This is a genomic window from Burkholderia sp. BCC1977, from assembly GCF_905339595.1.
Lineage (GTDB): Bacteria > Pseudomonadota > Gammaproteobacteria > Burkholderiales > Burkholderiaceae > Burkholderia.
The window spans coordinates 90,250-113,631 of the sequence record NZ_CAJPGQ010000024.1 but is presented as its reverse complement, the minus strand read 5'-3'; the positions used below and the strand labels follow the sequence as shown (position 1 = coordinate 113,631).

Sequence of the window (23,382 nt, the reverse complement as noted above, 5' to 3'; positions counted from 1 at the left end):
TGCTTCTCGACGCGCGGCGCGAGGCCGACCTTCTCGAGATATTCGCGCGCGCGATCCTCGGCTTCCTTCTTCGGGATGCCGAGCACGTTGACGGGCGCTTCCATCACGTTCTCGAGCACGTTCATGTGCGCCCACAGATTGAAGTGCTGGAACACCATCGCGAGCTTGGTGCGGATGCGCTGCAGCTGCTTGTGATCGGCAACCTCGAGCGCGCCGGCGCGATCGGTCTTCGTGCGCACGGCCTCGCCGTCGACGACGATCTGCCCCGCATTCGGTCGCTCGAGAAAATTGATGCAGCGCAGGAACGTGCTCTTGCCCGAACCGCTGGCGCCGATGATGCTGATGACGTCGCCGGCCTTCGCGTTCAGCGACACGCCCTTGAGCACCTCGTTATCGCCATAGCGCTTGTGAATGTCGACCGCGGCAAGCTTGACGGAAGCGGACGCGCTCGTTTGAGTGATCTCGGCCAACTGGCTCTCCTCGAAGTGAAATCAATGACGGCCGGCCGCGAGATACGCGAGCCAGTGGCGCTCCGCCCGGCGAAATGCCGCGACGAGTGCGAACGATACCGCAAGATAGATCAGCGCGGCGATCCCGAACGACTGGAACGCCATGTAGGTCGCGGAATTGGCGTCGCGCGCGACCTTCAGGATGTCGGGCACGGTCGCCGTGAACGCAACGGTGGTCGCGTGCAGCATCAGGATCACCTCGTTGCTGTACAGCGGCAGCGCGCGGCGCAGCGCCGATGGCAGGATCACCCGGCGATACATCGTGAACGGCGACATCCCGTAGGCACGCGCGGCCTCGACCTCGCCGTGCGGAATCGCGCGAATCGCGCCCGCGAAGATCTCGGTCGTGTACGCGCAGGTGTTCAGCGCGAACGCGAGAATCGCGCAGTTGAAGCCGCTGCGGAAGAATGCGTCGAGCAGCGAGTGCGAACGCACGAACTCGAGGCTGTACATGCCCGTGTACAGCAACAGCAACTGCACGTAGAGCGGCGTGCCGCGGAACACGTACGTGTAGAACCGCACCGGCATCGACAGCCACTTCTTCTTCGACACGCGCGCGACCGCGAGCGGCACCGCGCACACGAAGCCGAGCGAAATCGACGCGACGAGCAGCCACAGCGTCACCGCAAGGCCGGAGAGGCGCTGGCCGTCCCAGTAAAGAAACGCCTGGCCGAATTCCTGGAGGATCTCGATCATAGTTCTGCGTGCCGCACGCCCGTGGAATAACGCTTCTCGAGCTGGATCAGCACGAGGTTGGAAACGGTCGTGATCGCGAGGTAGATCAGCGCCGCAATGAGGATGAAGAAGAACATGTTGAACGTGCTCTTGCCGGCGTCCTGCGCGGCCTTCACGACGTCCGCGAGACCGATGATCGACACCAGCGCGGTGGCCTTCACGAGCACCTGCCAGTTGTTGCCGATGCCCGGCAGCGCGAACCGCATCATCTGCGGAAACATGATCCGCACGAACACGCGCATCCCGCTCATCCCGTACGCCGCGCCGGCCTCGAGCTGGCCGCGCGGCACCGACAGGAACGCGCCGCGGAACGTCTCGGTGAAGTACGCGCCGTAGATGAAGCCGAGCGTCAGCACGCCGGCGACGAACGGGTCGATGTCGATCTGGTCCCAGCCGACCAGGTCGGTGAACTGGTTCAGCCAGATCTGGATGCTGTAGAACAGCAGCAGCATCAGGACGAGATCGGGCACCGAGCGGATCAGCGTCGTATAACCGGTCGCGGCTGCTCGCAGCACCCGGTTGTGCGACAGCTTCGCCACCGCGCCGATCAGCCCCAGCGCCACCGCAGCGGCGAGCGACAGCACCGACAGCTCGATGGTCTGCACGGTGCCGGCCCAGAGGACAGGACCAAAGCCGTAAAGGAACACGCGCGTCTCCAGTGTTGATATGAACACCGGCGCGACATGCTGTCCCGCGCCGGGCTGACGCGGATAGTCGCAAGCGAAATTGATTGCCTCAAATCACCGTGCATGCGATTGCTGCGTCGCAGCAATTCGTCCCACCATTTGCAGGCACGGCCTACACCGCTGTTTCAAAAGGAAAAAAGCCGCTTCCTGACAGTCGAATGACACGCAGGGAAGCGGACTTTTTGCAATTTTCCGGTCGCTTTTTCGATATAGCGCCGCAGGCGGTCTCACCGCCCTTTCAGGATGTCGGAGCGCGAAGTCGTATAGACAAGCCCGTCCGGGCCGAAATGGACGTTGAAGAACGCGTCGGTGTTGACGCCGTCCTCGAGCCAGCGCCAGCTCCACACCGTCTCGGGCTTCAGCGGGTACTGCGCGACGTCGCCCGGCTTGCCGAGCAGGCGCCGCACCTCGTCGTCGGTCATCCCGGGGCGCACTTTCGCGAAGTTCTCGGCGGTCAGCACCTGCGTCGCGCCCAGGTAGCGCCCGCTCGGGTCGAGGTCGACGAACCAGGTCTGGTTGCCCATCGGGCCGCGCGGATATTCGAGGCGCTTCGAGCCGTCGGTGAAGGTGCGCTCGGTCTCGGGCTTGCCCATCGTGTCGCGCACGTCGGCTTCGGTCGAGACGCCGGCCTTCAGCCCCTTGAGCAGCAGCGGCGCCGGCTTGATCGCGTTGAAGAAGTCCCTGATACGTTGCACGTCGAGATTGCCTTGCTTGTCGTCGCAGCCGGTCAGCGCCAGCGCGGCGGCCAGCATCGTCACGGGAAGGAGCCGGAAACGGAAAATCATCGGAAGAAATGCGCGTCGAGAAAACACGCGGCAAGGATACCCGCGCAACGCCAAAAGCGCGAGACGGGCGCGCGGCCCGTCTCGTGTTCAATGCATCGTTTCGGTTTGCACCTCGGCCTCGCGGCTCGCCTGCGGCGCGCGCGCCCCGGCCGGCACGGCCTTGATCCCGCGGCGCGTGCGCACCAGTTCGGCAAGCTGCCACGAACCGAGCGCCAGGCAGCCGAACAGCACCTCGCGGCCGCGCTTGACCAGCGCGAGCGACAGCGCCGTCTCGCGATCGACGCCGAACATCTGCGCGAGCAGCACGACGGTCGCCTCCTGCACGCCGAGGCCGCCCGGCACCATGAACGCCGCATGCCGCACGGCCTGCGTCATCGCCTCGATCGCGATCGCGCCGCCGATCGATACCGGATGACCGAGCAGCGCCAGCGCCCAGTAAATCTCGAGCGCGCCGAGCACGTAGCCGGACAATTGCCAGAAGAACGCGCTGAACAGCAGCGCCGTGCGCGACATCAGCGCGTCGATGTCGCCATCGAGGCGGCGGCCGTCGACGCCCTGCAACAACCGGTGCGAATCGCCGAGCAGACGCCCCGCGAACCGCTCGATCGCATGGAAGATCCCGCCGCGCCGCATCAGCACGACGCCGAGCACCGGCAGCGGCAGCGTCAGCAGCAGCGCGAGGCCGATCGTGCCGCCGCCCATGTCGTGCGTCGTCGCGAGCAGCAGCACGAGGCCGAGCGCCGCGAACGCATACTGCACGACGATCGTCACCAGCACCTCGACGATCACCGACGCGGTCACGCGGCTCGCGTCGGGCACCTGCCAGCGCGCCATCCGGATCCCGACCAGTTCGCCGCCGATCCCGACCACCGGCAGCAGCCGGTTCACGGCTTCACGCACGGTCGCGACCCACCACAGGAACGCCAGCGACGCGCGCCGGTCGAGCAGCTGGTGCCACGCATACGCGTCGAGCAGCAGCGGCAGCGCGTGAAACGGCACGAGCCACAGCAGCGCGAAACCGGCGCGCTCGAGCATCCGCGACACGTCGCCGACGCCTTCGTGCAGCCCGAGCGCGAGCAGGATCCCGATGCCGATCGGCCAGCCGAGCCATTTGATCCACTTGGTCATGACGCCTGCGCCCCCGCTTCGCGCGACGTGCGCGTGCCGCGCGGGGCCGCGCGCTGACCGAACACGTCCGCAAAACCGCCGGTCGCGACGCCGGCCGCCTTCAGCGCGGCCGCGACGCGCGGCGACAGCAGCGCGTCCAGTTCGTCGACCGGCCGGTAAGCGGCCATCGTCGGCGTGATCGGGCCGTCGCCGGCCTCGGCCGGATGACAGTAGATTTCGCCGACACCGGGCGGCAGCTTGGCAAGTGCGTCGAGCAGCACGGCCTCGTCCATCGCGCCCGTATGCTCGATCCCGACCACGTAGTCGTTGTGCGCGAGCCCCGCGCGATCGAGCCGCGCGCGCACCAGCGCGATCCACGGCTTGAGCAGCGCGGGCGCGCTCGTCTCGTACGGCAGCCGCACCGCGCGCAGCCCGTAGTCGCGGCCGATCTCGATGATCATCGACAGCACGGTCGGATGCAGGTGGAAATGCTTGTGCGCGTTCACGTGGTCGAGCGGCAGGCCGCTGGCCGCGAACGCGTCGAACTGCGCGCGGATCTCGCGGCGCAGCTGCGCACGCACGTGCGGCAGGAAGAAGAAGCGGCAGCCGTCCTTCGCCATCGCATCGCCGAAGCGCCCGTCGGGGCCGACGAGCGCGGGTATCTCATGCGCGGGCAGCGTGGCCGGCCCGTCCGCGAGGACCAGATGCAGGCCGACCGCGAGCGACGGCAGGCGCCGCGCGCGTTCGATCGCATCCTGCGCCGCGGGCGCACCGACCATCAGGCTCGCGGCGTTCAGCACGCCGTCGCGATGCGCGCGCTCGACCGCCGCGTTGACACGCGGATGCAGCCCGAAGTCGTCCGCGGTGAAGATCAGCGCCCGCGCCGCCGGCTGCGTCGTCACGAATCAGGCCTCGTGCGCGCGCAGGAAGCGGAAGAACTCGACGCCTTCGCGCAGGCGGCGCTTCATCATGTCCCAGCTCGTCAGCATTTCACGGACGATCTCCCAGATCTTCGACGGACGGAAGTAGAACTGGCGATAGAACTGCTCGAGGTGATGATAGATCTCGTCGCGCGACAGGTGCGAATAGCCGATCGCCGCCAGTTGCACGCCTTCCTTGCTCACCAGGTTGATGGTCTTGTTCTCTTCCATCCAGCCGTTTTCCACGGCCTGCTTGTAGAGCGTCGTGCCCGGATACGGCGCGGCAAGCGACACCTGGATCGTGTGCGGATTGATTTCCTTCGCGTACTCGATCGTCTTCCTGATGGTCTCCTGCGTCTCGCCCGGCAGGCCGAGGATGAAGGTGCCGTGGATCTTGATGCCGAGCTTCTTGCAGTCCGCGCTGAAGCGGCGCGCGAAATCGGTGCGCACGCCCTTCTTGATGTTCACGAGGATCTGGTCGTCGCCGGATTCGAAGCCGACCAGCAGCAGGCGCAGGCCGTTTTCCTTCATGACCTTGAGCGACTTGTACGGCACGTTCGCCTTCGCATTGCACGACCACGTCATGCCGAGCTTGCCCAGGCCGATGGCGATGGCTTCGGCGCGCGGCAGGTCGTCGGTGAAGGTGTCGTCGTCGAACATCAGTTCCTTCACTTCCGGCATGTTGTCGCGGATCCACTTCGCTTCCGCGAGCACGTTCTCGACCGAGCGCGTGCGGTAGCGATGGCCGCTGACCGTCTGCGGCCACAGGCAGAACGTGCAGCGCGACTTGCAGCCGCGGCCCGTGTAGATCGACACGTACGGGTAGTTCAGGTAGCCGATGAAGTAGTTGTCGATCTTCAGGTCGCGCTTGTAGATGGGCGCGACGAACGGCAGTTCGTCCATGTTCTCGAGGATCGGACGCGCTTCGTTGTGCTCGATCGAGCCGTCCTTCGCACGCCAGCTCAAGCCCTTGATCTCGGCGAACGGCCGGCCTTCGGCGATTTCCTTGCAGGTGTAGTCGAATTCCTCGCGGCACACGAAGTCGATTGCCTCGCTCGCCGTGAGCGAGTTGTGCGGATCGACCATCACCTTCGCGCCCACCATGCCGACCACCAGCGACGGCTTCATCTTCTTCAGATCCTGCGCGAACATCGCGTCGGTCGGAAACGACGGCGTGCTCGTGTGGATGATCACGAGATCGTAGTCGTTGGCGATCTTCAGCGTCTCCTCGACCGACAGGCCGTCGGCCGGCGCGTCGACGACGCGGCTGCCCGGCACGAGCGCGGCCGGCTGCGCGAGCCACGTCGGATACCAGAAGGAACGGATTTCGCGCTTCGCCTGATAGCGCGAGCCGGCTCCGCCGTCGAAGCCGTCATACGAAGGGGCCTGCAAGAACAGCGTTTTCATGAATGCTCCGGTAGCCTGCATAGTTCGATTCGTCACAACGATTCAGTCAAAAAACCGCGGGCCGCCCTGCCGGCGCCCGCCTCTCTGTCATGTCGCGTCGCGCGGCGGTGCCGCGCGGCGCGTCTCGGCCCTCGGGCCGGATTCGATCGGAAGCGGGCGCACGGCCGCTCCCTCGAGGAGCCGCGCTCAGCGGCCGTCCCCGCCCTCCACCGCTGCCGTCGCGCGTTCGCCGCCGACGACCGTCATCCTCGCGCCGCGCCACACGACGTGCGTGCCGAACGCGGCCGCGAGCCATTCGAGCGCGAGCAGCGTGTCGCGCACCGCGACGAGCGGCAGATCGCGCCAGAACGCGCGCCAGCCGTCCTCGCCGCGCGCGTGCAGCACGAGCCGCCCGAACGCCCCCACGGCCGCCGCCCCACCCGCCAGCGTGCCGGCCACGGTGCCGTCGAGACGCAACGCGAGCGCCGCGCCGATCGCGAGCCACGGCGCGGTAAACGTGATGAACAGGAACGCGAAGCCGGCCGGGTTCAGCGAACGGATCGTGCGCAGCCAGCGCGTCTCGCGGTGCCAGAGCGGGCCGAACGACGGCTCGATCACGTCGGTCGCGACCTCGACCTCGGACAGCACGGTGCGCCGCCCGAGGCGGCGCGGCAGCTCGGACAGCCAGAAGTCGTCGGCCAGCTCGTCCTTCAGCGCGAGAAAACCGCCGATCCGGTCGAGCGTGTCGCGCGTCAGCGCGAGCGTCGCGCCGAAGCCGAAGCGGCTCGAGTGGCCGAGGTGCGTGATCCGCACCGACGGCGCGAACCAGGCATCGACGAACTGCGCGCCGATCCGCGTCCAGAACCCGCCGACGCTGCGCGCATGATACAGGCACGTGACGACCCCGACCGACGCGTCGGCGAGCGGCGCCGTCACGCGCTCCAGATAATCCGGCTTCACCGCGATGTCGCTGTCCGCGATCACGATGCGGCCGTACTTCGCGCGCTCGGCGAGATTGATCAGGTTGCTGACCTTCAGGTTCTTGCCGTGCACGCGCGCGTCGATCACGAGCGTGATGTCGCATTCCGGATAGTCGGCACGCAGCCGCTCGACGACGGCGATGGCCGGATCGGCCGCCGACGCGACCCCGAACAGCACTTCATGGCGCGGATGGCGCTGCTCGCAGAACGTCGCGAGATTCTCGTACAGGTGCGGCTCCGCGCCGCACAGCGGCTTGAGCACGCTGACGGGCTCGAAACCGTCGCGCGCGGCGGTGCGCGGCGTGCGCGGGCGCGGCGCGAATGCCGCGACGAGCGCATAGCCGGCCGCGGCCAGCGTGAACACGGTCAGGAGCCAGTCAAGCAGCGTGACGGTCGGCGTCATGCGCGACGCCCTCCGGCAATGCGGGCGCGCTGCCGATCGATCGAACCGGGTTGAACGTAATTGGATATTCCGTCAGCAACGAACGCGGGCACGACCCGACTCCTTGTTCCAGCAGCGTCTGTAATGGGGAGGCACGGCCCATTCCCCGAAAGCGGCCATGCCCGGCTTCGCGTGGCACATCCTCGCGCGATGCCCGGACGGGATGCGGGAAGACTCGAATGGCTAGCCTCGGCACAACATGGGCAGGCGCCGGATTTTAGCAGCCCGCGCCAGCCCGCGCTTGGGCACCTCGCGAAACGGACTGGTGCGATTTCGGCAAAGCTGTGCGGCCGAGGAACCATTCTGGTACCACCACGTTCACGTTAGCGTAAGCGCTTTGCAGGCGTATTGCAGTCTTGAAAATCAAACGTTTCGTGGAATTTTGTACGTCGATGCGAAGACAAGCCCAATCTCAGTAAAGTTTGGTAATTATTCGGCGATTGGATCGATTTTTGCAACGATCCCCTGGCCCTACCTTGCACCCCTGAAAGGCGCATGGGTATCCGCGCGTCGCCAGCGCGTTCCGGAACCCTTTGGCAAAATCGTCGGCATCTGTTGCGCATGCGCATCACCGCGCCCCTCCCTTTCGAAGGCCACCCGATGATTCCGTTTTCCGTACTCGATCTCACCCCCATACCCGCCGGCGCCGACGCCGCGCAGGCGTTCCGCAACACCGTCGATCTCGCGCAGCACGCGGAGCGCCTCGGTTACCGGCGCTACTGGCTCGCCGAACATCACAACATGCCCGGCATCGCGAGCGCGGCGACCGCCGTCGTGATCGGTCATGTGGCGGGCGCGACGAAGACGATCCGCGTCGGCTCGGGCGGGATCATGCTGCCGAACCATGCGCCGCTCGTGATCGCCGAGCAGTTCGGCACGCTCGCGTCGCTGTATCCGGGCCGCATCGACCTCGGGCTCGGCCGCGCGCCCGGTACCGACCAGACCACGTCGCGCGCGCTGCGTCGCGACCTGATCGGCAGCGCCGACTCGTTTCCGGACGACGTCGCCGAGCTGCAGCGCTACTTCGCGGAGCCGGTGCCCGGCCAGCGCGTGCGCGCGGTGCCCGGTGCGGGGCTGGACGTGCCCGTGTGGCTGCTGGGTTCGAGCCTCTTCAGCGCGCAGCTCGCCGCGATGCTCGGGCTGCCGTTCGCGTTCGCGTCGCACTTCGCGCCGGACTACCTGATGCGCGCGCTCGAGCTGTATCGCGCGCAGTACCGGCCGTCGGCCGCGTGGCCGAAGCCGCATGCGATGGTCGGGGTCAACGTGTTCGCGGCCGATACCGACGACGAGGCGCGGCGCCTCTTCACGTCGCTGCAGCAACAGTTCATCAACCTGCGCCGCGGCACGCCGGGCAAGCTGCCGCCGCCCGTCGACGCGCTCGAGGCGAGCGAGTTCGAACTCGCGAACGTCGCGCATGCGCTGTCGTTCGCGGCCGTCGGCTCGCGCGACACGGTGCGCGACAAGCTGCGCGACCGGATCGCGCAGACGGGCGCGGACGAGGTGATCATCACCGCGCAGATCTACGATCACGCGGCACGGGTGCGCTCGTTCGAGCTGGCCGCGCAGATCCGCGACGAACTCGCGAACGAAACCCGCTGACCGGACGGTCGCGCCCGCGCCGGCAGGTGCGCCCGCCGGCGCGTCACTGCGGGTGCACCGCTTCCATCCCGTCGAGCAGCGCCTTGTGGAACGCGTCCGGGTCCTGGATCTGCGGCGCGTGCCCGAGCGCCGGGAATTCGACGAGCTGCGCGCCGGGAATCGCCGCCTGCGTGCGTTTCGCGAGCTCCGGATAACGGCCGAGCTTCGCGTGCACGTCGGGCGGGGCCACGTCCTTGCCGATCGCGGTCGTGTCCTTGTCGCCGATCAGCAGCAGCGTCGGCACGCGGATCGCGCCGAGTTCGTAGACCACCGGCTGCGTGAGGATCATGTCGTAGATCAGCGCGGAGTTCCACGCGACCGCGTCGCGGCCCGGGCCGCGATACATGCCGGCGAGCATCTGCACCCAGCGCTCGTAGGACGGCGCCCACTTGCCTGCGTAGTAGGTCGTCTGCTCGTAGCGGCGGATGCCGTCCGCCGTCGTCTTCTGCTCGCGTGCATACCAGTAGTCGACCGGCAGCGGCGGCACGCCGAGCGCCTTCCAGTCCTCGAGGCCGATCGGGTTCACCAGCACGAGCTGGTCGGTCGCCTTCGGGTACATCAGCGCGTAACGCATCGCGAGCATCCCGCCCGTCGAATGGCCGACGATCGTCGCCGACTTCACGCCGATCGACTCGAGCAGCCCATGCGTGTTGCGCGCGAGCTGCTGGAAGCTGTACTGATAGCGCTCGGGCTTCGACGACTTGCAGAAGCCGATCTGGTCCGGCGCGATCACGCGATAGCCGGCGCGGCTCAGCACGCCGATCGTGTCCTCCCAGGTCGCCGCGCAGAAGTTCTTCCCGTGCAGCAGCACGACGGTGCGGCCGTTCGGGTGCGCCGGCTGCACGTCCATGTACATCATCTCGAGGGTTTCGCGCTGCGAGACGAACGCGTAGCGGTGCACCGGCTCCGGATAGGCGAAGCCTTCCAGGCGGGGGCCGTACGCGGGCCCGTCGTTGCCGGCCGGTGCCGCGACGGCGGCCGCGGCCGACGTCGCGCATGCGGCGGCGACGCCCGCACCGAGCACGGCGGCGCGCGCGAGGGACAACATCTTGCAAGTCGAAGGCATGGCGATCACGATAAAGGGAAATGCACGCGGGCAGCCGGGCGGCTTCGTGATCCGCGATTCTACGCGGTCGGACTGACGACGGCGCGCAACACTCGATGGCCGCGCGACTTCCGCGCGCGCGACGAACTCGGGTATCGTGTGACGTGACCCTGAAACGCCTGCAGGCGAACGCTCATGAAAAACGTCCTCAGCATTCAGTCGCACGTCATCTACGGACACGCCGGCAACAGCGCGGCCGTGTTCCCGATGCAGCGCCTCGGCGTCAACGTCTGGCCGCTCAACACCGTCCAGTTGTCGAATCACATGCAGTACGGCCACTGGGCCGGCAGCGCGATCGACGCCGCGAAGATGGAGCAGCTCGTCGACGGCGTCGCCGCGATCGGCGCGCTCAAGCGCTGCGACGCGGTGCTGTCCGGCTTCCTCGGCTCGCCGGCGCAGGCGCGCGCGACGGTCGAGATCGTGCGCGCGGTGAAGGCGACGAACCCGAACGCATGGTACTTCTGCGATCCGGCGATGGGCCAGACGGGCGGGATCCGGCCCGAGCCCGGCGTCGAGGAATTCATCGTCCAGGAGATGCCGGCGCTCGCGGACGGCATGTCGCCGAACCACACCGAGCTGCAGAAGCTCGCCGGGCGGCGCATCGAGACCGTCGCCGAAGCCGTCGACGCCTGCCGCGCGCTGATCCGCCGCGGCCCGAAGGTCATCCTCGTCAAGCACCTGCACGACCGCAACAGCCCGGCCGACCGCTTCAACATGCTCGCCGTCACCGAGACCGAAGCGTGGATCGGCCAGCGCCCGCTGTATGCGTTTCCGCGCCATCCGGTCGGCGTCGGCGACCTCACCAGCGCCATTTTCGTCGCGCGCCGGCTGCGCGGCGACTCGGTGCGCGCCGCGTTCGAGCACACGCTCGCGGCCGTGCACGCGGTCGTGAAGGCGACCTACGACGCGCGCCGCTACGAGCTCGAACTCGTCGCCGCGCAGGACGAAATCGCGCGCCCGAGCGAATGGTTCGGTGCGTGGGTCACCGACGCCTGACGCGCCCGCATCGACTCGCCCCCCTGCCGCTCCGGCGTTCCACGCACGCCGCCTAACCGCCCCTTCGCCCCTTCGCCGTTTCGTCCCCCCTGCAGCCCGATCGTCGGCGCGACGCCGTCCGAATCCTGTCCGGCCCGCACGTGCAAACGTTTCCGGACTTCACATGAATGACACCGAATCCTCGCTATGCTCGCGGCGGCACGACCGGCGCAGCCGCATCCTGCGCCCCGGACGCGCCCGTTTTTTTCCGCATGTCCCGCCAACCGGCTCCCCCCTTTACCGCACGATAACGACCATGACCCGATCGAACCGTCGTGACTTCCTGCGCGTCGCCGCCGGCACTGCCGGCGCCGCCGCGCTGAACCTGTTCCCGCCCGTGATCCGCGATGCGCTCGCCATCCCCGCGAACCGCCGTACCGGCACGATCCGCGACATCGAACACATCGTGATCCTGATGCAGGAGAATCGCTCGTTCGACCATTACTTCGGCACGATGCGCGGTGTCCGCGGCTTCGGCGACCCGCGCCCGCTGCGCCTCGCGAACGGCAAGTCGGTGTTCCACCAGCCGGTCGGCCCGGCCGAGCTGCTCCCGTTCCACCCGGGCGCCGACAAGCTCGGCCTGCAGTTCCTGCAGGACCTGCCGCACGGCTGGCAGGACATGCACGCCGCATGGAACAAGGGCCGCTACGACCAGTGGGTGCCGAACAAGGGCACCACGACGATGGCGTACCTGAAGCGCGACGACATCCCGTTCCACTACCAGCTCGCCGATGCGTTCACGATCTGCGACGCGTACCACTGCGCGATCCCGAGCTCGACCGACCCGAACCGCTACTACATGTGGACCGGCTACGTCGGCAACGACGGCACGGGCGGCGGCCCGGTGCTCGGCAACGAGGAAAAGGGCTACGGCTGGACGACCTATCCGGAAGTGCTCGAGCAGGCCGGCGTGTCGTGGAAGATCTACCAGGACGTCGGCACGGGGCTCGACGCGAACGGCTCGTGGGGCTGGACGCAGAACCCGTACATCGGCAACTACGGCGACAACGCGCTGCTCTACTTCAACCAGTACCGCAGCGCGCTGCCCGGCACGCCGCTGTACGACAAGGCGCGGACCGGCACCAACATCAGCGCCGGCGGCACGCTGTTCGACGTGCTGCAGCAGGACGTGAAGAACGGCACGCTGCCGCAGGTGTCGTGGATCTGCGCGCCGGAAGCGTACTCGGAGCACCCGAACTGGCCGGCCAACTACGGCGCGTGGTACATCGAGCAGGTGCTGAAGGTGCTCGTGTCGAATCCGGAGGTGTGGAGCAAGACCGCGCTCTTCATCACCTACGACGAGAACGACGGCTTCTTCGACCACGTGCCGCCGCCGTTCGCACCGCAATCGCGCGACAACGGGCTGTCGACGGTCGCGACGACCAACGAGGTGTTCGCCGGCGACGCGACGCACATGGCCGGCCCGTACGGGCTCGGGCCGCGCGTGCCGATGATGGTCGTGTCACCGTGGACCAAGGGCGGCTGGGTCTGCTCGCAGACCTTCGATCACACGTCGCTGCTGCAATTCATCGAGGCGCGGTTCGGTGCGCAGTACCCGGTGACGGCCGCCAACGTGTCGCCGTGGCGCCGCACGGTATGCGGCGACCTGACGTCGGCGTTCGACTTCGCGACCGCCGACGCCGCGTGGCCGACGCTGCCCGACACGACCGGCTATGCGCCGCCCGACCGCCTGCGCCACCCCGACTACATCCCGGTGCCGCCGGTGCTGCAGAAGCTGCCGAAACAGGAGGCCGGGCTGCGTCCGGCGCGCGCGCTGCCGTACGAGCTGTTCGTGCACGGCCGCGTCGAAACCGCGAACGGCCAGTTCCGGCTGACCTTCGCGAACACCGGCCGCGCGGGCGCCGCATTCCAGGTGCAGTCGCGCAACCGCCTCGACGGCCCGTGGGCGTACACCGTTGAAGCCGGCAAGCGGGTCGCCGATACGTGGAGCGCCGCGGCATCGCTCGGCCTGTACGACCTCGACGTGTACGGTCCAAACGGCTTCTACTGCCATTTCCGCGGCCCGTTCGCGACCGGCGTCGGCAGCGCGAACGTGAACCCGGAGGTGATCTACGGCTACGACGTCGCGAACGGCAACATCACGCTGCGCCTGATGAACCGCGGCCACAAGGCCGTGCAGCTCAAGGTGACGAACGCGTACGGCCACGGCCGCGCGCGCACGTTCGACCTCGCACCGGGCGCGCACGTCGACGACTACTGGGATCTGCGCGGCAGCCACGGCTGGTACGACCTGACCGTCAGCGACGGCCGCCTGCTCGGCTTCCTGCGCCGCTTCGCGGGCCACGTCGAGACCGGCCGCCCGAGCACGAGCGACCCGGCCATCCGCACGAACGCGTCGCATGACGACGCCGAAGCCGCGTCGGACGCCCTGTCCGACTGACGACGGCGAACGCGGCGCGGCCCCGCCGGGGCCGCGCCGCCCGCCCGCACCCGCCTCCCGTCCGTTCGTGACGGGAAACTCCCGATACCGGCCGCCCGCGCTCGCGCGGAAGCTATGCGCAAATCCGCACCGAATGCGCGGCAAATTGCCAAGACCCGCGCATATCGGCGACCTATATATCGAGGCGATCGGGGCTCCTCGCCGAGCCTGACGGGAGATTCTTCCGGGAATCATCAGCATGCCGACCTCCCCGCCCGATTCCGAGAAGCGGTCGAACCGCCCGCCCGTCGCACGCATCCGGCCCGCCGGCTGCGTGCGGTATCCACCCGCTGGTGTAGAACAAGAGGAACGAACATGAAATTCCGTCATTCCCTGTTGTCGGTATCGGTCGTATCCGCGGTAGCCCTCCTCTCGCAACAGGCCGCCCAGGCCGCCGACGCAACCGACGTGAAGGTCGGCTTCGCCGCGCCGCTCACCGGCGTGAATGCCGGCTACGGCAAGGATCTCCAGAACGGCGTGCAACTGGCGCTCGACGACGCCGCCGCGCAGAAGGTGCAGATCGCCGGCAAGCCCGTGCACTTCAACCTCGTCGTGCAGGACGACCAGGCCGACCCGCGCATCGGCGTGCAGGCCGCGCAGGCGCTCGTCGACCAGAACGTGTCGGTGGTGGTCGGCCACTTCAACTCGGGCACGACGATTCCGGCATCGGTGGTCTACGACAAGGCCGGCATCCCGGTGATCGACCCGGCCGCCACCAACCCGACGCTCACGTCGCGCGGGCTCGCGAACATGTTCATGGTGATCGCGACCGACGGCCAGAACGCGGGCAACGCGGGCAAGTACGCGGTCGACGTGACCAAGGCGAAGCGCATCGCGATCATCGACGACCGCACCGCGTTCGGCCAGGGTGAGGCGGACGAGTTCGAGAAGGCCGTGAAGGCGGCCGGCGGCAACATCATCGGCCGCGAGTTCACCAGCAACCAGGCGGTCGACTTCCGCGCGCAGATCACGAGCCTGAAGGGCAAGAACCCCGACCTGATCTTCTTCGGCGGTCTCGATTCGCTCGCCGCGAACTTCATCAAGCAGATGCGCCAGCTCGGGCTGAACGCGCAGTTCGTCGGCGGCGGCGGCGTGAAGGACAACGAGTTCATCAAGATCGCCGGCCCGGCCGCGGAAGGCGCGATGGCGTGGGAATACGGACGGCCGCTCGACGAGCTGCCGCAGGGCAAGGATTTCGAGCAGCGGTTCAAGAAGCGCTTCGGCGTCGACGTGCTGTCGTACGCGCAGTTCGGCTACGACGCGGCGTGGGCTGCGATCAAGGCGATGCAGGCGGCCAACTCGACCGATCCGAAGGTCTATCGCCCGGCGCTGAAGAAGGTCGACTTCGAAGGCGTCACCGGCCGCATCTCGTTCGCGAACGACGGCTCGCTGAAGAGCGGGATGTCGACGCTGTACCAGGTGAAGAGCGGCACGTGGAAGACCATCGTGACGAAGGGGGGCTGATCGGGCAGGACCGGCGGTCCGGGCAGCCAGACCGCCCGGGCGCGGGGGTGGGGGCAACGGCGGGAACGCCGCCGCGCCTCCCCGCGCACGATGCGGGTACCGGCGCATACGCAGCCGGCAGCAAAGCGATCAGCGTGATCGCACCGATCTCATACGATGACTGATGTTGGGGCGATGTTCGTCACGGCCTGCGGCAATGCACAGGCCGTGTCAGGCGGCCACGCGTCAGTTGGCCTGCGTGTCGCGCTCCGCCTCGGCCGCCTCGTGCGCACGGCGCAGCCGCTCGCGGCTGTTGGTCAGGTGCGTGCGCATCGCGGCACGCGCGGCTTCCGGGTCGTGACGCGCGATCGCCTCGTAAATATCTTCATGCTCGTGATTGAGCCGGCCGACATAGCGCTCGAGGTCGTCGCCGGCGAAGCGCGCCGAATTCACGCGCGTGCGCGGGATGATCGACGCGCCAAGCTGCGTCATGATGTCGACGAAATAGCGGTTGCCGGTCGATTGCGCGATCTGCAGGTGGAACTGGAAGTCGAGTTGCGCGGTGTCGCGGCCGCCGCCCGCCCCCGACGCGATCGCGTCGAGCGCGCGCCGCAACGCGGCGAGGTCGGTATCGTTCGCGCGCTGCGCGGCGAGGCTTGCGCATTCGCTTTCGAGGCTGATGCGCAACTCGAGCACCGCGAGCACGTCGCGCAGCGTCGTGATTGTCGCGGGATCGATGCCGAGCGTCTGGCGGCGCGACGGTTCGAGCACGAAGCTGCCGATGCCGTGGCGCGTCTCGATGAGGCCGCTCGCCTGCATCCGCGAGATCGCTTCGCGCACGACCGTGCGGCTGACGCCCTGCGCCGCCATGACTTCGGTTTCGGTCGGCAGCTTGTCGCCGGGACGCAGCGTGCCGTTTTCGATCTGCGCGGTCAGCGCGTCGACGACATCTTGTGCGAGGCTGCGTGCGCGACGGCGCGGCGCTGCGGGAAGCGTGGGCACGGACATGAGGCCGGTTCCTTTTTGAATGATCGTAATGTGAGCCGAGGGTTTACGCGGGGTTTGAGCGAACGCCGTTGATTCATTATACTGCGTCACAAGTCATCCGACGACTGATGATCGCGACACGGATCTCCTGTCGACCGAGACCGGCGCACCAGCGCCTGCCGGGTCCCGTGCTTCGCGATCGGCCGGCATTCGCGCTTGTGCGCGGCTGCCGGCGCCGGTTTCGCGGCCGATCGAAGCGCGCCTCCGCGCTTGCTCCGGTCCGCCGCGACACCGGCATCGAGCGGGTCGCCCCACCCTTTCGGGTTGCTGTCGACATGCGGGGCTTGCGCGCCGCGCACGTCGGTTGTCGAATGATCGCACCTCCCGCCGCGCGCGGCAAAGATTTTGCCGCACGGCATTGCCCACTCTTTTGCCATCGCCGCCATGAACGCCGTCACTGCCTCGCCTTCCCACGACACGCCGCGCATCGTCGACCTGCAAGCCATTCCGGTCGCCGGCCACGACAGCATGCTGCTCAACCTGAGCGGCGCGCACGGCCCGTTCTTCACCCGCAACCTCGTGATCCTGAAGGACAGCGCGGGCCGGACCGGCGTCGGCGAAGTGCCGGGAGGCGAAAGCATCCGCCGCACGCTCGAAGACGCGCGCGCGCTCGTCGTCGGTCAGCCGGTCGGCAACTACCATGCGGTGCTCAACGACGTGCGGCGCACCTTTGCCGACCGCGACGCGAGCGGCCGCGGCCTGCAGACCTTCGACCTGCGCACCACGATCCACGCGGTCACCGCGCTCGAAGCCGCGCTGCTCGACCTGCTGGGCCAGCATCTCGGCGTGCCCGTGGCCGCCCTGCTCGGCGAGGGGCAGCAGCGCGAGCGCGTCGAGATGCTCGGCTACCTGTTCTACGTCGGCGACCGCACCCGAACCGCGCTGCCCTATCGCGACGGCCGCGGCGCGACCGACGACTGGACCCGCGTGCGCGACGAGGCCGCGCTGACGCCCGAGGCGGTCGTGCGCCTCGCCGAAGCCGCGCACGCGCGCTACGGGTTCAACGACTTCAAGCTGAAGGGCGGCGTGTTCGAAGGCGCGCGCGAGATCGAAGCCGTGACGGCGCTCGCCGAGCGCTTCCCCGACGCGCGCGTGACGCTCGATCCGAACGGCGCGTGGTCGCTCGACGAGGCCGTGCGTCTGTGCCGCGACCTGCATCACGTGCTCGCGTATGCGGAAGATCCGTGCGGCGCGGAAAACGGCTACTCGGGCCGCGAGGTGATGGCCGAATTCCGCCGCTCGACCGGGCTGCCGACGGCGACCAACATGATCGCGACCGACTGGCGCCAGATGGGCCACGCGGTGCAGTTGCAGGCGGTCGACATCCCGCTCGCCGATCCGCACTTCTGGACGATGCAGGGCTCGGTGCGCGTCGCGCAGATGTGCCGCGACTGGGGCCTCACGTGGGGCTCGCATTCGAACAACCACTTCGACGTGTCGCTCGCGATGTTCACGCACGTCGCGGCCGCCGCGCCCGGCCAGGTCACCGCGATCGACACGCACTGGATCTGGCAGGACGGCGAACGGCTGACGCGCGAACCGCTGAAGATCGAGAACGGGCTCGTGGAAGTGCCGAAGCGTCCGGGCCTCGGCATCGACATCGACATGGATGCGGTCGCGGTCGCGCACGAGCTGTACAAGCAGCATGGGCTCGGCGCGCGCGACGACGCGGCGGCGATGCAGTATCTGATTCCGGGGTGGACGTTCAACAACAAGCGCCCCTGCCTCGCGCGCTGAGCGCGGGACGAACCGGGCGGCGGGTTCGCCCGGTCGACAGGGAATGTATCGGGTTCGCCCGCGCGCGTGCGGGTGCCGGACGGGAAAAGATTGCCGACAGGAAACGGGATCCGGCTGGTCAGCGCCGGCCGGTCGCGGTCGAACCAGGCCCGGGAACAGGACCCGGCACAATCAGCCGGTCAACCCTGTCCCGCCACACCAGGCCGGACGCACATATCGGGCCGGACTGGCGGCGGTACGTACCCGGCCACGCCTCTGGCCGACCGCCCCTACCCGGCCAGCCTAGCCGACCGCCCCAATCCCCCGCGCCATCCCCGACGCGGCGAACACGATGACCATCACGAGCAGGGCCTGCCAGTGGCCGATCCGCACATAGGTCCGTGCGCGGCCCAGATCGGGCATCTGCTGTTGCCGCGCGGCGATGCGCCAGCGGATCAGCCCGAGCATCGGCACGATCTCGAGCAGCAGGATCAGCACGAGCGCAGTCATCTTGAGGTGAAAGAGCGGCTCATGAAGGTAATACGCCGAGCCTTTCTCGACGCCGCCGAATGCGCGCGTGAGCCCCGTCGCGATCAGCACCAGCGCGGACAGCCCCCAGGCCGCGTCGGCCTTGAACACGCCGGGCAGGTCGGCGGCCTGCGCCGACGCGATGACCCGGCGCAGCGCGCGGTTGCGCCCCGCGATCGCGGCGAACGCGACGCCGAACGCCATCAGGTGAACGGCTGCCAGCAACCAGCGGACGATCATTGCGCCTCCTTGTCGCCCGCGCGCCGCGCAGGCCGTGTCAGACGATCTGCTTGAGCGCCGCGTCGAGCGCGAGCACCGCGACGCGGTCGCCCTCGGTGGCGAGCGGCGTGCGCATCACGATCTGCCGGTTATGGCCGACGGCCGCCGGCGAATCCCACAGCAGTTCGACCTTCGGCCGCCGGAACAGGCTGCCGCGACGCGGCGGCACGGCGGCCGGCTGCGCACCCGGCTCGACCGTGGCGGGCGCGGCCCGGCCGGGCCAGCGCACCGACAGTTCGCGCGCGTCATACTGGCCGACCTTGCGGCTCTCCATCCAGACGATTGCAGTGCGCGTGAGCGTATCGAGCGAGATCGCGTAGCGGCCGACCGCGAAGCGGCGCGCGGCCACGTTGGTGCGCCACAGCGGCCGCGGGCGGCACATCCAGACGATCGCCGCATACAGCGCCGGCGCGGCGACGAGCCAGCCGTTGGTCGCCGTCACCGCGTGCAGCGCGGGGCGCCAGCCGTCCGCCCACGCGAACGCGCCGATCGACCACACGGCAAACAGGAAACCGATCAGCGCGAAGACCCGCAGCGCCTGGCGCAGCCACTGCGGCAGCGGATGGAACGGCCGCTCGGCGCGCGCGACGGCGCCCGGCAGCGCGAGCAGCAGGAAGATCAGCACGAGATAGACGAACGCCCAGGGCGACGACACCATCGCCGACAGCGACGCGCGATAACCCATCTGGGACATCGAGAACAGCCAGCGCGCGAGCAGCACGAGACCGATCGCGCGCAACGCGAAGATCACGCCGGCGCCGGGGGCCGGCGCTGCGCGCGTGGTTTTCGTTCTCGCCAAGACTGCTCTCCTCTCGATGTTCGTGCGGGGCCGGATTTCACGGCACGGCCATTATAGGGACATTACCGTCTGGACAGACGGTCGGATGACGTGCCGGACCGCTTCCGGTGCCGTTCGCGGCGCCGGGCGCGGCGAGAATACAACAGATCCGCGCCGCAGATGTGACAACGCCCCGCCGGGAACCCGGACGGGGCGTCGATGAGGGGGCGTCAGCCGCAAAGCGGCCGGCGGCCCGGCATCAGCCTGCGTTGACTTCGCGCAGCACCGTGCGGCGCTTCTGGCGCAGCAGTTCCTCGTAGCCCTTCACGTAGTTCTGCGCCATCACCTTCGACGAGAAACGAGCTTCGAACGCGGCGCGCACGTTCTCGCGCGGCAGCGTATCGAGGCGCTTGAGCGCCGCGACGGCCGACAGTTCGTCTTCGACGACGAAGCCCGACACGCCGTTTTCGATCACTTCCGGCACCGAGCCGCGCTTGAACGCGATCACCGGCGTGCCGCAGGCCATCGCCTCGATCATCACCAGGCCGAACGGCTCCGGCCAGTCGATCGGGAACAGCAGCGCGTGCGCGTTGCCCAGGAATTCGGTCTTTTCCGACTCGCTGATTTCGCCGATGTACTCGACGTGCGGCAGCGCGAACAGCGGCTTGATCTTCTCTTCGTAGTACGCGCGGTCAGCCTTGTCGAGCTTCGCGGCGATCTTGATCGGCAGGCCGGCCTGCTCGGCGATGCGGATCGCGGTGTCGACGCGCTTTTCCGGCGAGATGCGGCCGAGGAACGCGAGGTAGCCCGGCTTCACGTTCGGGATCGGCGTCAGCAGGTTTTCCGGCAGGCCGTGGTACACGGTCGACAGCCAGTTCGCCTGCGGCAGCGGGATGCGCTGGTTGTCGGAGATCGACACGACCGGCACGTCGCTGAACGCGTTGAAGATCGGCTGCAGTTCCGGCAGGTCGAGACGGCCGTGCATCGTCGTCAGATGCGGGACCGGCTGGCGCGAGAACAGCGAGAACGGGTAGTAGTCGATGTGGCAGTGCAGGACGTCGAACTCGTCCGCGCGGCGGCGCACCTGCTCGAGGAGCAGCATGTGCGGTGCCATCACGTCGCGGATCGTCGGGTCGAGGCGCAGTGCCTGCGGCCAGCACGCTTCGAGCTTGGCCGACGTTTGCGAATCGCCGCTCGCGAAGAGCGTGACGTCATGCCCCATCTCGACAAGTGCTTCGGTGAGGTAGGACACCACTCGCTCGGTACCACCGTACAGTTTCGGGGGCACCGCTTCATGCAACGGAGCGATTTGGGCGATTCGCATGCGTAACTCCTAAAAAATCGGCTAAAAACCAGGTATGGGTCGGCAACCTGCCGGCGGTCCGGGCTGGATGCATTTCGTCCGAAAATCGGACGAATCAGCCTGCCGGGGGCGTCGAACCCGCGCTGCTCAAGGAGCGTCGGCGACGCGACAGGCATAGAACGTTTGAAACGAAGACCCGTTGACAGGGGTTCGTAAAAACCTGGAATCGAACCCGGAGCCGATTATCTAGGGTTATTCCCGATACGGCGCACGACATTTCAAACACTTTACTTTGTTACAAAGGCGCAACACTTTGCAACCCGCGGACTTGGGTGTCCGTTCTAGAGTGGAAGGCCCTTTTGGCGTTCCGAGTCATCCCGCCACTGCCGGCATCGTGATTCCGGCACATGCGGCAGGACGGATGCCGGATTTTATCTCAAAATTGATCGCGCGCCCCTGACCAAGGCAAGATTCGCGCAGCGCAATGCACGGCCTTGTTTACAATGCCGGATTATTCAGTCCGGGCGACCGTGGGCTGCGATCCAGCCGATCCGCTCAATCACCGAATCACCGCACGCATATTTTGGAATCTCTCACCCCTGCCCAGCGCAACGCCCACAACGCGAAGCTGTCGAGCTACGCGCATCGGCCGCTCGCCTTCCTGTTCCGCTACATCCGCCTGCATCCCGTCGCGCACCTGATCGTGCTCTGCAGCGTGCTGGCCGCCGTCGGCTGCGCGCTCGGCTCGCAATACGCGATCAAGCACCTGATCGACGTGCTCGCGGCCGGTCGCCATCATCCGGGCCCGCTGTGGAGCGCGTTCGCGCTGCTCGTCGGGCTGATCGCGGCCGACAACCTGCTGTGGCGCGTCGGCGGCTGGGTCGCCGCGCACACGTTCGTCGCGGTCACCGGCGACCTGCGGCGCGACCTGTTCCAGTACCTGATCGGCCATTCGCCGACCTACTACTCGGAAAAGCAGCCGGGCACGCTCGCGAGCCGCATCACCGCCACGTCGAACGCCGTCTATACGTCCGAGAACACGATGGCGTGGAACGTGCTGCCGCCGTGCATCGCGGTGATGGGTGCGATCCTGATGATCATCGTCGTGAACCCGCTGATGGCCGCCGGCCTGCTCGGCTGTTCGGCCGTGCTCTCCGTCGTGCTGTTCAAGCTCGCCGGGCGCGGCTCCGCGCGCCATCACGCGTTCGCGTCGAAGGCCGCCGCGGTCGACGGCGAGCTCGTCGACGTGATCGGCAACATGGGCCTCGTGCGCGCATTCGGGATGACGCTGCGCGAACAGAAGCGCTTCGGCGCGACGGTGAAGGCCGAGATGGACGCGCGCCAGCAAAGCCTGCTCTATCTCGAGAAGCTGCGCCTGCTGCACGCGGTGATCACCGCGATGCTGTCCGCCGGCCTGCTCGGCTGGGCACTGTGGCTGTGGGACCAGGGCCGCGCGACCTCCGGCGACATCGTGCTCGTCAGTTCGCTCGGCTTCACGATCCTGCACGGCACGCGCGATCTCGCGGTCGCGCTGGTCGACGTCACGCAGCACGTGGCACGCCTGTCCGAAGCCGTGAAGACGCTGCTCGAGCCGCACGGGATGCCGGACCGATCCGACGCGCAGCCGCTGTCGGCCAAGGGCGGGCGCGTCGATTTCGAGCGCGTGACGTTCGCGTATCCGCACCGCCGCGCGATCCTCGACCACTTCGACCTCCACATCGAACCGGGCCAGCGCGTCGGCCTGATCGGCAAGTCGGGCGCCGGCAAGTCGACCGTGCTCGCGCTGCTGCAGCGCTTCTACGACACGCAGGACGGCGCCGTGAAGGTCGACGGCCAGGACGTGAAGGCGATCACGCAGGACAGCCTGCGCCATGCGATCGCGCTGGTGCCGCAGGACATCTCGCTGCTGCACCGGACCATCTACGACAACATCGCGTACGGCCGTCCCGAGGCAACCCGCGAGGAAGTGCTCGCCGCCGCGCGCGACGCCCGCTGCGCGGAGTTCATCGAGGCGATGCCGGAAGGCTATGACACGATTGTCGGCGACCGCGGCGTGAAGTTGTCGGGCGGCCAGCGCCAGCGCATCGCGATCGCGCGCGCGATCCTGAAGAACGCGCCGATCCTGCTGCTCGACGAAGCGACGTCGGCACTCGACAGCGCATCCGAGGAAGCGATCCAGAGCGCGCTCGACCGCCTGATGGTCGGCCGCACGGTGATCGCGATCGCGCACCGGCTGTCGACGCTGCGCAACTTCGACCGGATCATCGTGATGAGCAACGGCAAGGTGATCGACGACGGCAGCCCCGACGTGCTGCGCAATCGTCCGGGCCTGTACCGCGACCTGCTCGCGAAGCAGCACGGCCGCCATCACGCACCCGACGGCACCACGCCGACCGGCGAACGCGCGGCCTGACGCCGCCCGGGCAGTCTCCCGTCCTGGCAGCAGCCGATAAAAAAGCCGCCGTGCGCGAAGCACGGCGGCTTTTTGCATGGCATCGCGCGGCCTGCGCCGCGCCGTGC

20 protein-coding genes are annotated in these 23,382 nt (G+C 68.0%); 6 read left to right on the top strand and 14 right to left on the bottom strand.

Going from position 1 to position 23,382, the window contains the following annotated elements; genetic code table 11:
• From U5771_RS20710 to hpnI, 8 genes are all read right to left on the bottom strand, one after another.
• The coding region (locus U5771_RS20710) for an ATP-binding cassette domain-containing protein (protein ID WP_322025695.1) at positions 1 to 470 on the bottom strand (470 nt) is incomplete at its 3' end.
• Positions 471 to 491: 21 nt separating this feature from the next.
• Positions 492 to 1,205: an ABC transporter permease gene (locus U5771_RS20705; protein WP_044849122.1), complete on the bottom strand. Its 714-nt coding sequence runs from the start codon at positions 1,203 to 1,205 to the stop codon at positions 492 to 494.
• Complete coding sequence (locus tag U5771_RS20700; protein ID WP_322025694.1) at positions 1,202 to 1,891, bottom strand: histidine ABC transporter permease HisQ; 690 nt, start codon at positions 1,889 to 1,891, stop codon at positions 1,202 to 1,204. The genes U5771_RS20705 and U5771_RS20700 overlap by 4 nt, the downstream gene beginning before the upstream one ends.
• A gap of 266 nt (positions 1,892 to 2,157) precedes the next feature.
• Positions 2,158 to 2,715 carry a hypothetical protein gene (locus U5771_RS20695; protein ID WP_322025693.1) on the bottom strand — a complete coding sequence of 186 codons (558 nt, stop codon included), beginning with the start codon at positions 2,713 to 2,715 and terminating at the stop codon, positions 2,158 to 2,160.
• Between the two features lie 87 nt (positions 2,716 to 2,802).
• Entirely contained in the window at positions 2,803 to 3,843 is a 1,041-nt protein-coding gene (locus U5771_RS20690; protein WP_322025692.1) for a lysylphosphatidylglycerol synthase domain-containing protein, read from the bottom strand.
• The gene (gene hpnK / locus U5771_RS20685) at positions 3,840 to 4,724 is read right to left on the bottom strand and encodes a hopanoid biosynthesis-associated protein HpnK (protein WP_322025691.1); all 885 of its coding nucleotides are present in this window, start codon (positions 4,722 to 4,724) and stop codon (positions 3,840 to 3,842) included. Before hpnK ends, U5771_RS20690 begins: the two co-directional genes overlap by 4 nt.
• A 3-nt stretch (positions 4,725 to 4,727) precedes the next feature.
• Positions 4,728 to 6,170, bottom strand: a complete 1,443-nt coding sequence (hpnJ, locus tag U5771_RS20680; protein WP_322025690.1) for a hopanoid biosynthesis associated radical SAM protein HpnJ — start codon at positions 6,168 to 6,170, stop codon at positions 4,728 to 4,730.
• A gap of 165 nt (positions 6,171 to 6,335) precedes the next feature.
• A complete protein-coding gene (hpnI, locus tag U5771_RS20675; RefSeq protein ID WP_322025689.1) occupies positions 6,336 to 7,511 on the bottom strand; it encodes a bacteriohopanetetrol glucosamine biosynthesis glycosyltransferase HpnI in 1,176 nt (391 codons plus the stop codon).
• A 639-nt stretch (positions 7,512 to 8,150) separates the two neighbouring features.
• On the opposite strand from hpnI, the gene U5771_RS20670 reads away from it, so the two are divergent.
• Positions 8,151 to 9,149 carry an LLM class flavin-dependent oxidoreductase gene (locus U5771_RS20670; protein WP_322025688.1) on the top strand — a complete coding sequence of 333 codons (999 nt, stop codon included), beginning with the start codon at positions 8,151 to 8,153 and terminating at the stop codon, positions 9,147 to 9,149.
• 43 nt (positions 9,150 to 9,192) lie between these two features.
• Here U5771_RS20670 and U5771_RS20665 read toward each other — a convergent pair whose 3' ends face one another.
• Complete coding sequence (locus tag U5771_RS20665) at positions 9,193 to 10,254, bottom strand: alpha/beta hydrolase (protein WP_322025687.1); 1,062 nt, start codon at positions 10,252 to 10,254, stop codon at positions 9,193 to 9,195.
• A 174-nt stretch (positions 10,255 to 10,428) separates the two neighbouring features.
• On the opposite strand from U5771_RS20665, the gene pdxY reads away from it, so the two are divergent.
• The 3 genes from pdxY to U5771_RS20650 all read left to right on the top strand — a co-directional run bounded on the left by pdxY (position 10,429) and on the right by U5771_RS20650 (position 15,232).
• On the top strand, positions 10,429 to 11,289 hold the full coding sequence (gene pdxY, locus U5771_RS20660; protein WP_322025686.1) for a pyridoxal kinase PdxY: 861 nt from the start codon (positions 10,429 to 10,431) through the stop codon (positions 11,287 to 11,289).
• 295 nt (positions 11,290 to 11,584) lie between these two features.
• On the top strand, positions 11,585 to 13,729 hold the full coding sequence (locus U5771_RS20655; RefSeq protein WP_322025685.1) for a phosphocholine-specific phospholipase C: 2,145 nt from the start codon (positions 11,585 to 11,587) through the stop codon (positions 13,727 to 13,729).
• A gap of 354 nt (positions 13,730 to 14,083) precedes the next feature.
• Positions 14,084 to 15,232, top strand: a complete 1,149-nt coding sequence (locus tag U5771_RS20650; RefSeq protein ID WP_322025684.1) for a branched-chain amino acid ABC transporter substrate-binding protein — start codon at positions 14,084 to 14,086, stop codon at positions 15,230 to 15,232.
• A gap of 225 nt (positions 15,233 to 15,457) precedes the next feature.
• On the opposite strand, the gene U5771_RS20645 is transcribed toward U5771_RS20650, so the two are convergent.
• Positions 15,458 to 16,219, bottom strand: coding sequence for a FadR/GntR family transcriptional regulator (locus U5771_RS20645; RefSeq protein ID WP_057927790.1), 762 nt, complete (start codon positions 16,217 to 16,219; stop codon positions 15,458 to 15,460).
• A gap of 86 nt (positions 16,220 to 16,305) precedes the next feature.
• On the bottom strand, positions 16,306 to 16,656 hold the full coding sequence (locus U5771_RS20640; protein ID WP_322025683.1) for a hypothetical protein: 351 nt from the start codon (positions 16,654 to 16,656) through the stop codon (positions 16,306 to 16,308).
• On the opposite strand from U5771_RS20640, the gene gudD reads away from it, so the two are divergent.
• Complete coding sequence (gudD, locus tag U5771_RS20635) at positions 16,643 to 17,995, top strand: glucarate dehydratase (protein ID WP_322025682.1); 1,353 nt, start codon at positions 16,643 to 16,645, stop codon at positions 17,993 to 17,995. The genes U5771_RS20640 and gudD overlap by 14 nt on opposite strands.
• 282 nt (positions 17,996 to 18,277) lie before the next feature.
• Here gudD and U5771_RS20630 read toward each other — a convergent pair whose 3' ends face one another.
• The 3 genes from U5771_RS20630 to U5771_RS20620 all read right to left on the bottom strand — a co-directional run bounded on the left by U5771_RS20630 (position 18,278) and on the right by U5771_RS20620 (position 20,883).
• Entirely contained in the window at positions 18,278 to 18,742 is a 465-nt protein-coding gene (locus U5771_RS20630) for a DUF2214 family protein (protein ID WP_322025681.1), read from the bottom strand.
• Positions 18,743 to 18,779: 37 nt separating this feature from the next.
• Positions 18,780 to 19,580, bottom strand: a complete 801-nt coding sequence (locus U5771_RS20625; protein WP_322025680.1) for a hypothetical protein — start codon at positions 19,578 to 19,580, stop codon at positions 18,780 to 18,782.
• 238 nt (positions 19,581 to 19,818) lie between these two features.
• Positions 19,819 to 20,883, bottom strand: coding sequence for a glycosyltransferase family 4 protein (locus tag U5771_RS20620; protein WP_322025679.1), 1,065 nt, complete (start codon positions 20,881 to 20,883; stop codon positions 19,819 to 19,821).
• A gap of 562 nt (positions 20,884 to 21,445) precedes the next feature.
• Here U5771_RS20620 and U5771_RS20615 point away from each other — a divergent pair.
• Entirely contained in the window at positions 21,446 to 23,275 is a 1,830-nt protein-coding gene (locus U5771_RS20615; protein ID WP_322025678.1) for an ABC transporter ATP-binding protein, read from the top strand.
• The last annotated feature ends 107 nt before the right edge of the window (positions 23,276 to 23,382 follow it).

Coding starts and splice junctions, on each gene's coding strand:
- U5771_RS20620 (WP_322025679.1), bottom strand. CDS start 20,883: ATGCGAATCGCCCAAATCGCTCCGTTGCATGAAGCGGTGCCCCCGAAA.
- gudD (WP_322025682.1), top strand. CDS start 16,643: ATGAACGCCGTCACTGCCTCGCCTTCCCACGACACGCCGCGCATCGTC.
- U5771_RS20645 (WP_057927790.1), bottom strand. CDS start 16,219: ATGTCCGTGCCCACGCTTCCCGCAGCGCCGCGCCGTCGCGCACGCAGC.
- U5771_RS20630 (WP_322025681.1), bottom strand. CDS start 18,742: ATGATCGTCCGCTGGTTGCTGGCAGCCGTTCACCTGATGGCGTTCGGC.
- pdxY (WP_322025686.1), top strand. CDS start 10,429: ATGAAAAACGTCCTCAGCATTCAGTCGCACGTCATCTACGGACACGCC.
- U5771_RS20655 (WP_322025685.1), top strand. CDS start 11,585: ATGACCCGATCGAACCGTCGTGACTTCCTGCGCGTCGCCGCCGGCACT.
- U5771_RS20705 (WP_044849122.1), bottom strand. CDS start 1,205: ATGATCGAGATCCTCCAGGAATTCGGCCAGGCGTTTCTTTACTGGGAC.
- hpnI (WP_322025689.1), bottom strand. CDS start 7,511: ATGACGCCGACCGTCACGCTGCTTGACTGGCTCCTGACCGTGTTCACG.
- U5771_RS20690 (WP_322025692.1), bottom strand. CDS start 3,843: ATGACCAAGTGGATCAAATGGCTCGGCTGGCCGATCGGCATCGGGATC.
- U5771_RS20650 (WP_322025684.1), top strand. CDS start 14,084: ATGAAATTCCGTCATTCCCTGTTGTCGGTATCGGTCGTATCCGCGGTA.
- U5771_RS20695 (WP_322025693.1), bottom strand. CDS start 2,715: ATGATTTTCCGTTTCCGGCTCCTTCCCGTGACGATGCTGGCCGCCGCG.
- U5771_RS20665 (WP_322025687.1), bottom strand. CDS start 10,254: ATGCCTTCGACTTGCAAGATGTTGTCCCTCGCGCGCGCCGCCGTGCTC.
- hpnJ (WP_322025690.1), bottom strand. CDS start 6,170: ATGCAGGCTACCGGAGCATTCATGAAAACGCTGTTCTTGCAGGCCCCT.
- U5771_RS20670 (WP_322025688.1), top strand. CDS start 8,151: ATGATTCCGTTTTCCGTACTCGATCTCACCCCCATACCCGCCGGCGCC.